10 protein-coding genes are annotated in these 15,291 nt (G+C 61.2%); 8 read left to right on the top strand and 2 right to left on the bottom strand.

From position 1 onward, the window contains the following. The first annotated feature begins 95 nt into the window (after nt 1-95). Nucleotides 96-2,075 (top strand): U32 family peptidase, encoded by a 1,980-nt coding sequence (locus B348_RS0121795; RefSeq protein WP_017738168.1) that lies wholly within the window; start codon nt 96-98, stop codon nt 2,073-2,075. Here the strand turns inward: B348_RS0121795 and B348_RS0121800 are convergent. Further along, complete coding sequence (locus B348_RS0121800) at nt 2,053-2,955, bottom strand: DMT family transporter (protein ID WP_026136973.1); 903 nt, start codon at nt 2,953-2,955, stop codon at nt 2,053-2,055. The genes B348_RS0121795 and B348_RS0121800 overlap by 23 nt on opposite strands. A 109-nt stretch (nt 2,956-3,064) precedes the next feature. Between B348_RS0121800 and B348_RS0121805 the strand changes: the two genes are divergently transcribed. The 5 genes from B348_RS0121805 to B348_RS0121825 all read left to right on the top strand — a co-directional run bounded on the left by B348_RS0121805 (nt 3,065) and on the right by B348_RS0121825 (nt 11,748). Then, on the top strand, nt 3,065-3,511 hold the full coding sequence (locus B348_RS0121805) for an Lrp/AsnC family transcriptional regulator (protein ID WP_017738170.1): 447 nt from the start codon (nt 3,065-3,067) through the stop codon (nt 3,509-3,511). Nucleotides 3,512-3,815: 304 nt separating this feature from the next. Further along, entirely contained in the window at nt 3,816-5,162 is a 1,347-nt protein-coding gene (locus B348_RS0121810) for a HAMP domain-containing sensor histidine kinase (protein ID WP_017738171.1), read from the top strand. Continuing rightward, on the top strand, nt 5,147-5,548 hold the full coding sequence (locus B348_RS0121815) for a response regulator (RefSeq protein WP_017738172.1): 402 nt from the start codon (nt 5,147-5,149) through the stop codon (nt 5,546-5,548). The genes B348_RS0121810 and B348_RS0121815 overlap by 16 nt, the downstream gene beginning before the upstream one ends. Further along, nucleotides 5,533-6,771 carry an EAL domain-containing response regulator gene (locus tag B348_RS0121820; protein WP_017738173.1) on the top strand — a complete coding sequence of 413 codons (1,239 nt, stop codon included), beginning with the start codon at nt 5,533-5,535 and terminating at the stop codon, nt 6,769-6,771. The genes B348_RS0121815 and B348_RS0121820 overlap by 16 nt, the downstream gene beginning before the upstream one ends. Nucleotides 6,772-7,128: 357 nt before the next feature. Further along, entirely contained in the window at nt 7,129-11,748 is a 4,620-nt protein-coding gene (locus B348_RS0121825) for a TcdA/TcdB catalytic glycosyltransferase domain-containing protein (protein WP_017738174.1), read from the top strand. A 124-nt stretch (nt 11,749-11,872) separates the two neighbouring features. Here B348_RS0121825 and B348_RS0121835 read toward each other — a convergent pair whose 3' ends face one another. Next, the gene (locus B348_RS0121835; RefSeq protein ID WP_017738175.1) at nt 11,873-12,418 is read right to left on the bottom strand and encodes a hypothetical protein; all 546 of its coding nucleotides are present in this window, start codon (nt 12,416-12,418) and stop codon (nt 11,873-11,875) included. Between the two features lie 429 nt (nt 12,419-12,847). Between B348_RS0121835 and B348_RS0121840 the strand changes: the two genes are divergently transcribed. Both B348_RS0121840 and B348_RS0121845 read left to right on the top strand, forming a co-directional pair. After that, complete coding sequence (locus tag B348_RS0121840) at nt 12,848-14,257, top strand: circularly permuted type 2 ATP-grasp protein (RefSeq protein WP_026136974.1); 1,410 nt, start codon at nt 12,848-12,850, stop codon at nt 14,255-14,257. A 2-nt stretch (nt 14,258-14,259) separates the two neighbouring features. Continuing rightward, nucleotides 14,260-15,210 (top strand): alpha-E domain-containing protein, encoded by a 951-nt coding sequence (locus B348_RS0121845; RefSeq protein WP_026136975.1) that lies wholly within the window; start codon nt 14,260-14,262, stop codon nt 15,208-15,210. Nucleotides 15,211-15,291: the final 81 nt, after the last annotated feature.

The raw sequence follows: 15,291 nt of genomic DNA on the forward strand, positions 1-15,291 counted from the left end.
ATGTCATTGGCTCCAGCGCCCTGTGGTAGGTGCCCCCCCAGCGTTTCACAGCTACAATGCGCGCCTCAACCGTGACAAGCCTGACTAAAAAAACTATGTCCTTGCCCAAGCATCACCTTGAATTGCTCAGCCCTGCCCGCGATGTCGCCATCGCGCGCGAGGCGATCCTGCATGGCGCCGACGCCATCTACATCGGCGGCCCGAGCTTCGGCGCCCGCCACAATGCGTGCAACGACGTGAGCGACATCGCCTCGCTGGTGGAATTCGCCCGCCGTTACCACGCCCGCGTGTTCACCACGATCAACACGATTTTGCATGACAACGAACTGGAACCCGCGCGCAAGCTGATTCATCAGCTCTACGACGCCGGCGTCGATGCGTTGATCGTGCAAGACCTGGGCGTGATGGAGCTGGATATCCCGCCCATCGAACTGCACGCCAGCACCCAGACCGACATCCGCACCCTGGGCCGCGCGAAGTTTCTCGACCAGGCCGGCTTCTCCCAGCTGGTATTGGCCCGTGAGCTGAACCTGCAAGAGATCCGCGCCATCGCCGACGAAACCGATGCCGCCATCGAGTTCTTTATCCACGGCGCCTTGTGCGTGGCGTTCTCCGGGCAGTGCAATATCTCCCACGCGCAGAACGGCCGCAGCGCCAACCGTGGCGATTGCTCCCAGGCCTGCCGCCTGCCATACACCTTGAAAGATGACCAGGGCCGCGTCGTGGCCTTTGAAAAGCACCTGCTGTCGATGAAAGACAACAACCAGAGCGCCAACATTCGCGCCCTGGTCGAGGCCGGCGTGCGTTCGTTCAAGATCGAAGGCCGCTACAAGGACATGGGCTACGTGAAGAACATCACGTCCTACTACCGCCAGCGCCTCGATGACGTGCTGGAAGACCGCCCGGACCTGGCCCGCGCCTCCAGCGGGCGCACCGTGCACTTCTTCCTGCCCGACCCGGAAAAAACCTTCCACCGGGGCAGCACCGACTATTTCGTCACCGACCGCAAGGTCGATATCGGTGCCTTCGACACCCCGACCTTCACCGGCCTGCCGGTGGGTGTGGTGGAAAAAGCCGGGAAACGCGACTTGCAGGTGGTCACCCATGAGCCGCTGTCCAACGGCGATGGCCTCAATGTGCTGGTCAAACGCGAAGTCGTAGGTTTCCGCGCCAACATCGCCGAGCCCAAGGGCGAGTTCGAGGAAGACGGCGAGAAGCGCTACCGCTACCGCGTCGAGCCGAACGAAATGCCGGCCGGCCTGCACCAGCTGCGCCCGAACCACCCGCTGAACCGCAACCTGGACCACAACTGGCAACAGGCGCTGCTCAAGACCTCATCCGAACGCCGTATCGGCCTGACCTGGGCCGCGCGCCTGCGGGAAGAACAGCTGGAAGTCACCGCCACCAGCGAAGAAGGCATCAGCGCCAGCGTCACCCTGCCCGGCCCGTTCGGCGTGGCCAACAAACCGGAACAGGCGCTCGACACCCTGCGCGACCTGCTCGGCCAACTGGGCACCACCGAATACCACGCCACCGACATCCAGCTGGATGCGCCGCAGGCGTTCTTCATCCCCAACTCGCAGCTCAAGGCCTTGCGCCGCGAAGTGATCGAAGCGCTGACCGCCGCCCGTGTGGCCGCGCACCCGCGTGGTGGGCGCAAAGCCGAAACCACGCCGCCGCCGGTGTACCCGGAAGCGCACCTGTCGTTCCTGGCCAACGTCTACAACCAGAAGGCCCGCGACTTCTACTACCGTCACGGCGTGAAGCTGATCGACGCCGCCTTCGAAGCCCACGAAGAAACCGGCGAAGTGCCGGTGATGATCACCAAGCACTGCCTGCGCTTCTCGTTCAACCTGTGCCCGAAACAGGCCAAGGGTGTCACGGGGGTGAAGACCAAGGTCGCGCCGATGCAGTTGATCCATGGCGATGAAGTGCTGACCCTGAAGTTCGACTGCAAACCCTGCGAGATGCACGTGGTGGGCAAGATCAAGGGGCATATCCTCGGCCTGCCGCAACCGGGCAGCGCCGTGGAGCACTTCAACCCGGAAAACATCATTTTCCAGGGTACGCACTAGCCCTCCGGGAGCGGGGCCACCACCAGCCCCGCTGCAACCCCGCCGCCGCCAGCAGAATCGCCACCACCCCCAGCCACTGTTGCCAGCCCAGGCGATGCCCGAAGGCGATCCAATCGACGAAGATCGCCGCAATCGGGTAGATAAATGACAAGGCGCCGGTCAATGCGGTCGGCAGTTTCTGGATCGCGCCGTACAGCAACACATACATCACCCCGGTGTGCACCACGCCCAGGGTCACCAGCGCCGCCCAGGCAGTGGGCGCCACGGGCACGCTGCCCCATGGCACCAGAGGCGCCAGCAACACCGCACCCGTCGCTACCTGGATCAGCGCCATCAGGTGGGGCGGCACGGCCTTCAAGCGCTTGATGATCAGTGCGGCAATCGCATACAGAAACGCCGCGCCCGACGCCAACGCGATCCCCGCCAGGTAATCCCCACCGCTCTGCTGCGAGCCATGGGCGGTGACAATCGCCAGCATCCCGATAAACGCCACGCTCAACCAGGTGATTTTTTGCACGGTGATCTTCTCGCCGAGAAACACCGCCGCCAGCATCACCAACATGAACGGCTGCACGTTGTACACCGCCGTGCTGATGGCGATGGACGCGTGGGAATAGGATTCGAACAGCAGCAACCAGTTGCCGACAATCGCCACGCCACTGAGCATTGCCAACCCGAGCTTGGCCCAGTTCAGCAGGTCCAGGCGCAGGTAACCCAGCAAGGCGCACACCAGCAACAGGCTCAGCCCGCCGATCACGCAGCGCCAGAACACCACTTCGATTACCGACACGCCTGACACCAGCACAAACCAGCCGATGGTCCCCGAAATCAGCATGGCGGCGACCATTTCCCACGAACCACGACGGATGGATGTATCCACGATTGTTGCTCCTCAAGTGAGGCTCAATTATGGCAATCTGCTGGGCAACGCTTCCAGCGACTGAAAAAGGCCAGAAGGCCGAATCACCTTTTCTTATTAGGCAAATACCATGATCGACAGCATCGACCAGCAACTGATCGCCGCCTTGATGGACGATTCGCGCCTGTCCCTCAAGGCCCTGGCAGGCATCACCGGGCTGTCGTCGCCCAGCGTCGGTGAACGCCTGCGCCGCCTCGAAGAGCGCGGCGTGCTGACCCACTACACCGTGGACATCGACGCCAAGCACTTCGGCTACCTGCTGCAAGCCATCGTGCGCATCCGCCCCTTGCCCGGGAAGCTGCAGGAGGTTGAGCGCCAGATCCAGGCCATCCCCGAGTTCACCGAGTGCGACAAGGTCACTGGCGATGACTGCTTTATCGCGCGCCTGCATGTGCGCACCATGGAGCAACTGGACACCCTGCTCGACCGGCTCAATGTCAATGCCGAGACCAACACGGCCATCGTCAAGAAAACCCCGGTGAAACGGCGCTTGCCACCGTTGGGTGGAGGGGATTGAGGATCGAGGTGAGCCCATCGCAGGCAAGCCAGCTCCCACAGTTGATCGGGTTCACACGGTCAAGATGTGGGAGCTGGCTTGTCGGATCGCCGCACCGCTGCGATAGCGGCAGCGAGGCTTGCGCGCGAAATTCTATCCAATTGAGGGTTTATCACTGAAACCAAGACATCAAAACGCCACAATCTCTGCTACTGTCAGAAGACCTCATCTCCTCCTCGTCGCCTCACCGCGATCTTCTGTGAGCATGCTCTGCGCCCTCGTCGGCTGACGATGGCGGGCCTGAACCTCATGGAATGACCCAGCGATGGACACACCGTTACCCGGCCCCGCGCAATCACGCGCCGAAAAGATCGTCGAGTTCAAACGCCAGAAAACCCTGCTCAAGGCCGGCGCCCTGCAGGATGCAATCTTCAACAGCGCGTACTTTTCCAGCATCGCCACCGATGAAAAAGGCGTGATCCAGATCTTCAATGTCGGCGCCGAACGCATGCTCGGCTACGCCGCCTTTGATGTGGTCAACCGCATCACCCCGGCCGACATCTCCGACCCCGTCGAGCTGATCACCCGCGCCGCCGCCCTCAGCCAGGAACTCGACACGCCCATCACACCGGGCTTCGAAGCCCTGGTGTTCAAGGCCTCGCGGGGCATCGAGGACATCTACGAGCTGACCTATATCCGCCAGGACGGCAGTCGCCTGTCCGCGATGGTCTCGGTGACCGCCCTGCGCAACCGCCATGACACGATCATCGGCTACCTGCTGATCGGCACCGACAACACCGCGCGCAAGCAGGAAGAAGCCGAGCGCAAAGGCTTCGAACGCGCCCTCGAAGAAAAGAACCTGGAGCTGGAACACGCCAGCCACATGAAGTCCGAGTTCCTCGCCACCATGTCCCACGAACTGCGCACGCCATTGAATGCGGTGATCGGTTTTTCCGAAGCGCTCAAGGATGGGTTGGTGGGCGATATGACCGAGACCCAGCGCGAATACATCGGCGATATTTTCACCAGCGGCCAGCACTTGCTGTCGTTGATCAACGACATTCTCGACCTGTCCAAGGTCGAGGCCGGGATGATGGAGCTGGAACTGGAAGCGGCCGAGCTGCCGGGGTTGTTGGCCAACAGCTTGCTGATCGTGCGGGAGAAGGCGGCGTTGCAACGGATCCAGTTGAAGCTCGACAGCCCCGACGACTTTGGCCCCCTGGCGCTGGACCTGCGCAAGACCAAGCAAATCATCTACAACCTGCTGGCCAACGCAGTGAAATTCAGCGAGCACGGCAGTTGCGTGACCCTGGCAGTGCGCGAGGTCAAGGCTGATCAAGTGGGCAAGATCCCCGGTGATTGGCCGGTGCGCGGCTTTGACGTACAGCCCGGCGCGCATCAGGCCTTTTTGCAGTTCAGCGTCAGCGACACCGGCCTGGGCATCGCCGCCGACGACATGGGCAAGCTGTTCAAGGCGTTCAGCCAGATCGACAGCAGCCTGGCGCGCAAATTCGAAGGCACCGGCCTGGGGCTGGCGATGGTCAAGCAGTTGGCCGACCTGCATGGCGGCAGCGTCGCCGTGGCCAGCCGCGAAGGCCTCGGCGCACGGTTTGTGGTGTGGCTGCCGGTGCGGCGGACCACCCACCTGGAGGGCCCATGGCCGATATCCTGATCGTCGAAGACAACGAAGCCAACATGCGCCTGGCGCGCTTGCTGCTGACCAATGCCGGGCACTGCGTGCGCTGGGCCGCCGATGCGGAAAGCGGCCTGACCCTGGCCCGCGAACACCAGCCCGCGCTGATCCTGATGGACATCCAGTTGCCGGGCATGGACGGCCTGGCGGCCACCGCCCTGCTCAAGCACGACCCGCTCACCGCACACATCCCGGTGATCGCCCTGACCGCCATGGCGATGAAGGAAGACCGGGAAAAGACCCGCCTGGCCGGCTGCGACGCCTATGTGACCAAGCCCTTGCGCTACAAGGAGCTGTATCAGGTGATCGATGCGCTGCTTGACACCCCCCACTCAGATGAGTCCCCACTATGGCCACGCTGCTGATCGTCGATGATGAACCCCAGGTACGCAAGCTGCTGGAAACGCTGTTGCAATACGAGGGCTACCACACCCTCAGCGTCGGCTCCGGCGAGGAAGCCCTGGCCCTGGTGGCAGAACAACCGCCCGACCTGATCCTGCTGGACATCATGATGCCCGGCATGGACGGTTATGCCGTGGCCAACCAGCTCAAGGACAACCCGGCCACGGCGAACATCCCGATCATCATGCTCTCGGCGCTGAGTGAACCCAGTGCGCGCCTCAGTGGCCTGCAAACCGGTGCCGAAGAGTTCATCAGCAAGCCCGTGGAGCGCGTGGAATTGTGGCTGCGGGTGCGCAACCTGCTGCGCCTGAAGTCCTATGGCGACCAGTTGAAAAGCCACAGCCTGATGCTGGAACAGCAACTGCGCGAGCGCGGCAGCGAAACCGCAAAGATGAATGTGCACGACCTGGCATTGCTCGACCTGGAAAATGCCTTGCGCCAGGCGGTGACGGCGCGTGAATTCACCTTGCACTACCAACCCAAGCTGGAGTTGGCCAACGGCCGGATCAGTGGCGTGGAAGCGCTGCTGCGCTGGGAACGCCCCGGCTATGGTGCGGTGTCGCCGGGGATATTTGTGCCGATCCTGGAGCGCTTGGGGTTGATCGTCACCGTGGGGCGCTGGGTGATCGAACAGGCGTGCCTGCAGATCGCGCGATGGCAACGTTCGGGCATCGGCGCGATGGAGGTGTCGGTGAACGTGTCCGGCCATCAATTGATCGAAGGTGACCTGATCACCGATATCGGCCAGCTATTGGCCGACGCCGGGGTGGAACCCCACTGGCTGGAGGTTGAACTCACCGAAAGCTCCTTGATGGAAAACACCCCGCACACCATCAGCAGCCTGCAACGCCTGCGAGCGATGGGGGTGAAGATCGCCATTGATGACTTTGGTACCGGCTACTCCAGCCTCGCTTATCTGCGGCGCTTTCCCCTCGACACCTTGAAGATCGATATCGCGTTTATCCGCGAAGTCACCAGCAACCCTCAGGACGCAGCGATTGCCCGCACCATCATCGAACTGGCCCACAGCCTGGGCCTGCGTGCGGTGGCCGAAGGGGTGGAAACGCCAGCGCAGTTGGCGTTTTTGAAAGAGGCCGGCTGTGATCAGCTGCAGGGGTACCTGTTCAGCCAGCCGCTGCCGGTGGCGGCGCTGGAGCGATGGTTCTGGAGAAGGCGCGGCGTCTAGCCAGGGATCACGTCGATCTGGATATGAGCGGCAACGAAAAACAAACCCGTGACTGGGATCATCAATCGCGCATTTGACACTCAGATTTATCCGAGAGGCGACCAATGAATGCCTCAGCGATAAACCTGCCAATCACATGATGAGCGACGAGCGATGATCCATTCAAACAGTGCGATTTCTCACCACACAATCCCGCCCGTACATTCCACCCCACAGCGCCGCGCGACTGATACGCCGCCCCAGGCCACCTCCTCGCTCGTGGACATCCCCGCCAATTCGACCTTCGGACAATGGTGGAACCAACTGAGGCAAGCGTTTCAGTCCCCTGACGTCCAGCAGTGGATGCAAGACAGGGGCATGAACCCCAACTCGATAAAAATCGACCCGACGTCCGGCCAGATCAAGTTCACGGTTAACGCAGGCCCTGGGCAACGGGTCCATACCGTGGGCCTCGACGACCCAGGCTGGGCAGCCGTCAGCGGCCCGATCCTGAATGCCGCCCGTGTCATCGTGGCCGACGGTACGTTCACAACGTTTTCCCCACCGTTGTCAGCCTCTGCCAATAGCGTTCCGTTCAAATTGATGGACCATTTCTACAGGGCATCGCCACTCTTTTCAGCGCAAAACGAGCGCCGCAGTGAGGAATGGTTAGCCGAACAACAGGCGCAACTGGCCGATATCCGCAATCGCTACCAGGCGGCTTTCGATTTGCGGCACCTGGCAGACTTTGTCAGAGAAGGCACTCGGGATGAGTCTGATATCTCCCACGAGTTGAACACCCGTGTTGTCTATGTAGACCGCGCAGGCACTTACCTACCGGCCAACGCCGGCGACCACAACAGCGTGAGCGTGAAGCAATTCATCGAAGACCATGGCTGGCGCCTGCCCACCAACCGCAATCAATTGGACAATCTCGTCAGCGCTCTACTGACGCCCTCCCCCAAGGCACCCGCCAACGGCAACTACGGCGGTGCACGCGCATGGCCCGTGCCGCTGGATAGCGAGAGTGCGCAACAACTGAGCGCCGATATCCTGCAGGGCAAGATCGGCGCGATTGACCTCCACCCCTCCACGAGCGTGTTGGAATACTTGCTCGATGGCGCACAGGTGCTTGCTTCACACACCGCGGATCCCAGGCGTCTGATCGATCGTCTGATCGCGTCGCCCAAGGGCCAGGCATTAGGCCAGGCCATTCAGGCGCAATTCGCAGCGCGATCGCTCAAAGGCAGTCCCAACGACTGGTTGCTGGCGGCCCTGACCCTGGACCCGTCCAACCCGGCAGAGGCCACCCCGCGAACCGGGCCAACGGTTATCGCGGGTTATACGTTGTTATCCCCACAGAATGCAGCCACGACGGTCTTGAGGGAGTTGACGGCCGAGCTGGCCAAGGCCGGCAAGGGTTCGTCGATTGAGCAGGCGGCGATTCAAGCCACGCTGATGTTGTCCAGCCGAGCACCGGAGTTTCTGGTCAAGGACATTCCGCAGGATCTGACCGTGGGCACCCACAGCTGGGTCAGCTTCACCACCGCTGTCGCCCGTATCGAAGCACTCGCCCCTGGGGCGACATCGACAATGACCTACGCCCAAGTGATGCTCCAGGCGAGCATCGCGCCGGTATCCGAAGCGGAACAACGCATCGAGTTTGTCGCCCAGGACGCAGCGATCAAGGCGTGGGCAGCCGCCAATGGCATGCCCTATCCGACCACCGACGCCGCGTTGAAACGCGTGCGCGAGGCGTTCTCAACACAAGTCGACGAACTCCATAAGGCCTCCCAGGCCTCCACGGCAGCGATGCCGACCGCCAAGGGCATGGCAATGGAGCAGCTGAAAAAGGCTCTGCCGGATCTGGACCCGAAGCTCTTCGAAGAAAAAAGCATCAGCGTCCAACCCGCCAACCGATATTTTCCGGGGCCCTATTCGATACTGGATTTGTACATGGATGGCCGCGGGATTCCGAAGGCACCTGATGCTGCCGACAACTGGGGGGAAACGGGCAGAAGCCTGGTGCGACATTTCTCATTTGGCGTGGTGGACTTACCCGATGACGGCCGGCCGGGTGCGTGGGTTTCGTCTTCGGCGGCAGTGGACATCAACGCCGTCATGCAAACGCTTGAACAATTGCCGCGGCTGTCCGAGGCATTCGATACAGCATTTTCGACCTATTCCGAGGCGATCAAGACAGCCACTGCAGCGCACATCAAACACATGGTATCGAAACTGCCCTTGGCGGATCGTCAGAACTTCGAGTTCGGGAAAATCACCATCGCCAAGGAAGTCCATTATGAATGGGGCGGCGTCACCGTCAGTGAGCGCAACAAAACCACCGAAGGTTGCCTGCACATCAAGATCGAGCGCGATGGCCAGCGCCACAACTATCAACTGGACCGCCTGAGCGGAACCATCACCCAACGTCCAGACCTGGGCGACTTCAAGACCGGGCAGCCTTATTACAAGGAGTCGCGGCCCTTTAACGAATTCAAGGTGGTCACCCCCAAGGGCAAATACCCGGCCGGGCTGGCCGACGAGGCCAAAGGCGCGACCGGTATCCCTGACAGCTTCGCCAGCGCGAGAACCGCCTACCTTGCCGACGCTGTCCTCGAAGACATGGATCTGCCCGGGGTGAAAAGATCGGCCAAGGGGCAAACCACCTTTGATACCGAGGTACCCACCCATGAAAAGGTGGGGGAATTCGCCCTCAACCTTATTCCATTCAGGTCGGCGATCGTCAACTTCCAAAAGGGCAACCTTGCCCAGGGGCTGGGGGATTTGTCGTGGGATATCTTCGGCTTCCTCGTCGGCTTCGGCGCGGGGGTCAAAGGCGCGAAAGCATTGGCCAGCGGGGCATCCGCACTGGCCAAGCTCGGAAATACCCTCAAGATCGTCGGACGCGCCGCAGTGGGGGCGCTCAACCCGGTGGGCGGGGTCGATGATCTGGCGCGTGGCGTGGTAAGTGGCACGGCCCGCGTGGCCAAGGCCGGGTACAGGGGCGTCAAGCATCTGAGGACCTACCGCAATGTCGACCTGCTCAAGTTGGCCAAAAGGCCGGACATCGCCGAAGGCACCTACAAGACCCTCAACAGCAGCGTTGAAAGCAAAGCCCTGGGCAAATTCGACGAGGCGTCAGGCAAGTGGTACGCCGTAGACCCACGCACCCAGCAAACCTATGGCAAACCGCTGGACGACTTCGTCGCCGACGCCCCGGGCGCCGCCACTTCCGACAGCTTGCAAGCGATCGGCAGCGCGGATGGAGTGGCAAGCGCCAGCCGGCAACACGGCCTGGCGGCCAGTGGAAAGTTCAAGGATGGGCAAGAAGCGGTCGAAGGCACCGCGGTCATGTTCCAGGGCAATTGGCACCGCTACGACCCAATCAAGAAACAACCCTTCACCTCGCCCCTGAAAGACTTCACGCCCAGCCGGATTGCCGTCGGCGGTGAGGTCAGGCCCCTGGACACGACACTACTGGGATATGAAGCCAAGTACATTGCCTCGGATGAACTCGCGACCAAGGGGTTGCAAGGCAATGTGTATGTGGGCGGCAGCCAGAAGGAATATGTGAAGATCGACGGCCTGCTGTATGAGTCCCGACTCAAGGACGGCCAGCGCATCATCCGACACCCCACGGGCGCCGGCCCCGATATTCCCGTCCGGGATCTGGGGGCTTCGGGATGGGAGCCCTCAAGCCGGTCCACCCGTTTGCTCGGTGGCGCAAGCGACGCCACTTCGCCCTGGAAACTGACGGACAGCACCTATGTGGTGCCGATGGACGACATCAAGGGGGTGGAAAACTCGACGACGCCGTTCAGGCTGAACTACTTGGGCGTGGATCATGACGTCATCTTCGACAGTGCGGCGGGGGCATGGAAAGAGGCCAATCTTGCCACCGGGGTCGATTCGTTCAATCACCAATACTTCTGGCGAGCCGACAAGGGCAAATGGGCGCGAGGGCCGTACAGCGATTTCCTGAAAGCCAAAAAAACGGAGGCGCATCATTATGCGTTTGTGGATGTCATGCCCGCGTCAGCGTTGAAAATCCCGAGCGATGCAAAACCGATCCCCAAGAACATCCATTATTTCTGGGCGGGTCAGGACATACCTTCCAAGCTGGCGGACAACATCGTCAACAACGCTTCCCAGGCCCCCGGGTACACCTCCATCCTCCATGTGGATGCTGACACTCCAGCCCTTTTTCAGCAGATAAAGCAGAAACTGGAAAGCCGGGTCCAAGGCCTGGAGGTGAGGAACCTGCAAGAAGATGACGTCTTCAAACAATTGAAAAACGACGAAATGTACGATTACTTCCGACAGGGGCAAGGGAAAAACCTGGCCGCCGCCTCAGATGTTGCGCGCTACCCCATTACCAATAAATACGGGGGGTTCTATCTCGATACCGATGATGTGATTCAGGCAAAAGTCGGCGCCGAAGTGGTGAATGCAGGCGCCAATGATGTGCTGCTCAACCGGATGGTTAGCCACAGCCTCAGCGACAACACGCTTTTCTACAACACCAGTAATTTCGGCACGCAGGCCAACAACCCGATCATCACCGCCATGATCACTGAAATGAAAAAGCGTTTCGCGGCCAACAAAGACTATTTCACGGCCAACCGCCCCACTGCGACCAGGTACGACAACGGTGACGTGCGCTACACACCTGAGTTCAATACCTACGAACGCAAGATTTTTGAAACGGTCGGCCCCACGTTATTCAACGACAACCTTAAGCTCAAGCGACCGGACATGTACGACTTGGGCTTCGACGGGCTGACCAGGGAGTACAAGGTGGTCGACTCAAAACTCGTACCGCACGGCACCATAGTCAACCTTGAAAACGATGTTCGCCGGTCATACATCGGCAGCGGCATCGTCCCCCCCGACACACTGCGTAAGCAGCTGGAAACGCTGAAGCAGCATTACTTGCCGCTTCAGCACCGGTTCAAGGTCGATATTGGCGCTGAGCACTCCTGGATCGATTCCTGATCCAGGCGGCCTTCCTTTAGCGGCACCTCGGCATCATCCATAAGCGAGCCCGGGTCTTCGTTGCCCGGGTCGTTGAGTTCCTCGTCCGGTTCGTCCTCACCTTCGTCTGACATGATCTGCACCTCTATGAACCCGGGTTATCCACCTGGATATAAAACGCATACGCCCCCAGCAACAACCAGAACACCATGAATAGCCACGGCGCACGCATTGAGAATAGCAGTGACTTGCGATAGCCCTTGTGGGACGACTCGGTCTCGCAGAACAGCGGCGAATCGTCATACGCCAGGCCCATCACCGGTTCGCTGCGCAGCAATTCACTTTGCTTGTAGTGCCAGTGGTCGATGATGTCGTACGCCGCACGAATCCCCGGCCAGGCATTCAGCGAGCTGAGGATGCCGAGCAAGACCAGGAACACCGGCACTACCAGGGTGAACAGCTTGCCCCACTCGGGGTTGAGGTTGCCCATGCCCGAAACAAAGGCGATGACCAGGAAGGATTGTGCGGTGAGGTAGGCGTCGGTGCGGTTGGCCAGGATGCTGGTTTCGTACTGGATCTCGCGGCGGTAGAAGTCCAGGCGGTCCTTGGGCGAGCCGAAGATCTTGGCATTGTGTTCACTGTGGTCGGTCAGGGCCGTTTCCGGGGACTGAGGCGAGATGATTCTGGGCACGGCGGTGCTCCAAGAAGATTCGAGAGACGTTAGAAGAACGGGCGGGATGTGAAGTTCAAGTTTGTTCACGCACCAATTTGAAGCGGCACACGCCCCCAACTGTGGCGAGGGCGCTTGCTCCCGCTGGAGTGCGCAGCGCTCCCAAGCTTTTGGGGCCGCTGCGCAGCCCAGCGGGAGCAAGCGCCCTCGCCACAACAAGCGCCCTCTACACAACAAGCCCACTCACCGTAGGTTTCGGCACAGGCATTGCTTTAGCCCTTCAGCACTGCCCGCACACAGGAGCGCTCGTTACCCCCCGACCCAGAGCCGACCCCATAAGAAAGTAAGGACCAGGCCCAGTGGCACCCTTAGCCACGGGCTCATAAAAACATGCGTTTTTCAAAGCGGCAGTGCCACCCAAGCGTCCCTCGGCACTGACAAGGTACTGGAATGGCTCGATCTTTCTTCGATGAAATGAATGACGCAAACGGCGTGTGCCGTGCGCACTATCAGGAATTCTCCCGCTGGCTGGCCAACACGCCACCGGAACTGCTGGCCCAGCGTCGCCGCGAAGCCGACTTGCTGTTTCACCGCGCCGGGATCACCTTTACCCTCTATGGCGACGAGCAGGACACCGAGCGCCTGATCCCCTTCGACATCATCCCCCGCAGCATCCCCGCCAGTGAGTGGCGCGTGATCGAACGCGGCTGCATCCAGCGCGTCACCGCCTTGAACATGTTCCTCGCCGACATCTACCACGACAGGCGCATCATCAAGGCCGGGATCATTCCCGCCGACCAGGTGCTGGGCAACGAGGGTTACCAGAAGGCCATGGTCGGCCTCGATCTGCACCGCGACATCTACTCCCATATCTCGGGTGTCGACCTGGTGCGCGACGGCGACGGCACCTACTACGTGCTCGAAGACAACCTGCGCACCCCCAGCGGCGTGAGCTACATGCTCGAAGACCGCAAGATGATGATGCGCCTGTTCCCGGAAGTGTTTGCCAAGCAGCGTATCGCGCCGGTGGACCACTACCCCAACCTGCTGCTCAAGACCCTGAAAAGCTCCAGCCGCCTGGACAACCCCAACGTCGTGGTGCTCACCCCTGGCCGCTTCAACAGCGCGTTTTTCGAACATGCCTTCCTTGCCCGGGAAATGGGCGTGGAACTGGTGGAAGGCGCCGACCTGTTCGTGCACGACCTCAAGGTGTTCATGCGCACCACCGACGGCCCCAAGGCCGTGGACGTGATCTATCGGCGCATCGACGACGCGTTCCTCGACCCGCAGGCGTTCAACCCCGACTCGATGCTCGGCGTGCCCGGCCTGGTTGCCGCCTACTGCGCGGGCAACGTGGTGCTGGCCAATGCCATCGGCACTGGCGTGGCCGACGACAAGTCGATCTACCCCTATGTGCCGGAAATGATCCGCTTCTACCTCGACGAGGAACCGGTGCTGCAAAACGTGCCGACCTTCCAGTGCCGCAAGCCCGATGAGCTGTCCCACGTACTGGCGCACCTGCCGGAACTGGTGGTCAAGGAGACCCAGGGCTCCGGCGGCTACGGCATGCTGGTGGGCCCGGCGTCCAGCGCGGCCGAGATCGAGGACTTCCGCCAACGCATCAAGGCGCGGCCCCACGCGTATATCGCCCAACCCACATTGAGCCTGTCCACCTGCCCGACCTTTGTCGAAAACGGCATCGCCCCCCGGCATATCGACCTGCGGCCGTTCGTGCTGTCGGGCAAGGAAACCCGCCTGGTGCCCGGTGGCCTCACGCGCGTGGCCTTGCGTGAAGGCTCGCTGATCGTCAACTCGTCGCAAGGCGGCGGAACCAAGGACACCTGGGTGGTGGAGGACTGATTATGTTGAGTAGAACCGCCGCAGATCTGTACTGGATGTCCCGCTACCTGGAGCGCGCCGAGAACCTGGCACGCATGCTCGAAGTCAGCTATTCACTGTCGCTGATGCCCCAATCCGGGCGCAGCGATGGCCTGGATGAACTGGCGATGTCATTGCTCAGCAGCGGCACCCTCGACAGCTACCTGGAACGCCACAAGGAACTGGACGCCGAACGTATGTTGCACTTCTTCGCCCTCGACGAAGAAAACCCGGCAAGCATCTACAACTGCCTGCGCGCCGCCCGCGGCAATGCCCATGCGGTACGCGGGCGCATCACCGCCGACATGTGGGAAAACCTCAACGCCACCTGGCTGGAAATTCGCAGCATCGCCGCCGGCGGCCTGGCGCGCCATGGCATCAGCCACTTCTGTGATTGGGTCAAGCAGCGTTCGCACCTGTTCCGTGGCGCCACCTCGGGGACAATCATGCGCAACGACGCCTACCGGTTTATCCGCCTGGGCACCTTTGTCGAGCGTGCCGACAACACCTTGCGCCTGCTGGATGCCCGCTATGAGATGTTTGGCGAAGAGTCGGAGGAAGTCAGCGACGTCTCGGCGCGCGGCTATTACCAGTGGAGCGCCCTGCTCCGCGCGTTGTCGTCGTTCGAGGCGTATACCGAGCTGTACCCGAATGCGCTGAATGCGCGCTCCGTTTCCGAACTGCTGTTGTTGCGCAGCGACGTACCGCGCTCGTTGCATGCGTGTATCGAGGAATTGAGCCATATCCTCGCCGACTTGCCCGGCAGTTATGGGCGCACGGCGCAGCGTCTGGCGGCGGAGTTCGAAGCGCGGCTGCGGTATACGGGGATCGATGAAATCCTCGAGGACGGCCTGCACAGCCGCCTGACGGACTTTATCGACACCGTGCGCGAGCTGGCGCGGGCGATACACAGCTCTTACCTGGAAGTGGTCTAAGAAGTCTGAACCTATAAGCTGGCTTTTGTGGAAACTGGGCTTTTTGTGGGAGCTGGCTTGCCTGCGATGGCATCCCCTCGG

It is taken from the genome of Pseudomonas sp. CBZ-4 (assembly GCF_000346755.1).
Classification (GTDB): Bacteria; Pseudomonadota; Gammaproteobacteria; order Pseudomonadales; family Pseudomonadaceae; genus Aquipseudomonas.

Excerpts from the sequence above, each read along its gene's own strand:
- B348_RS0121815 (WP_017738172.1), top strand. The coding sequence starts at position 5,147 with ATGGCCGATATCCTGATCGTCGAAGACAACGAAGCCAACATGCGCCTG.
- B348_RS0121810 (WP_017738171.1), top strand. The coding sequence starts at position 3,816 with ATGGACACACCGTTACCCGGCCCCGCGCAATCACGCGCCGAAAAGATC.
- B348_RS0121840 (WP_026136974.1), top strand. The coding sequence starts at position 12,848 with ATGGCTCGATCTTTCTTCGATGAAATGAATGACGCAAACGGCGTGTGC.
- B348_RS0121845 (WP_026136975.1), top strand. The coding sequence starts at position 14,260 with ATGTTGAGTAGAACCGCCGCAGATCTGTACTGGATGTCCCGCTACCTG.
- B348_RS0121805 (WP_017738170.1), top strand. The coding sequence starts at position 3,065 with ATGATCGACAGCATCGACCAGCAACTGATCGCCGCCTTGATGGACGAT.
- B348_RS0121820 (WP_017738173.1), top strand. The coding sequence starts at position 5,533 with ATGGCCACGCTGCTGATCGTCGATGATGAACCCCAGGTACGCAAGCTG.
- B348_RS0121825 (WP_017738174.1), top strand. The coding sequence starts at position 7,129 with ATGAACCCCAACTCGATAAAAATCGACCCGACGTCCGGCCAGATCAAG.
- B348_RS0121795 (WP_017738168.1), top strand. The coding sequence starts at position 96 with ATGTCCTTGCCCAAGCATCACCTTGAATTGCTCAGCCCTGCCCGCGAT.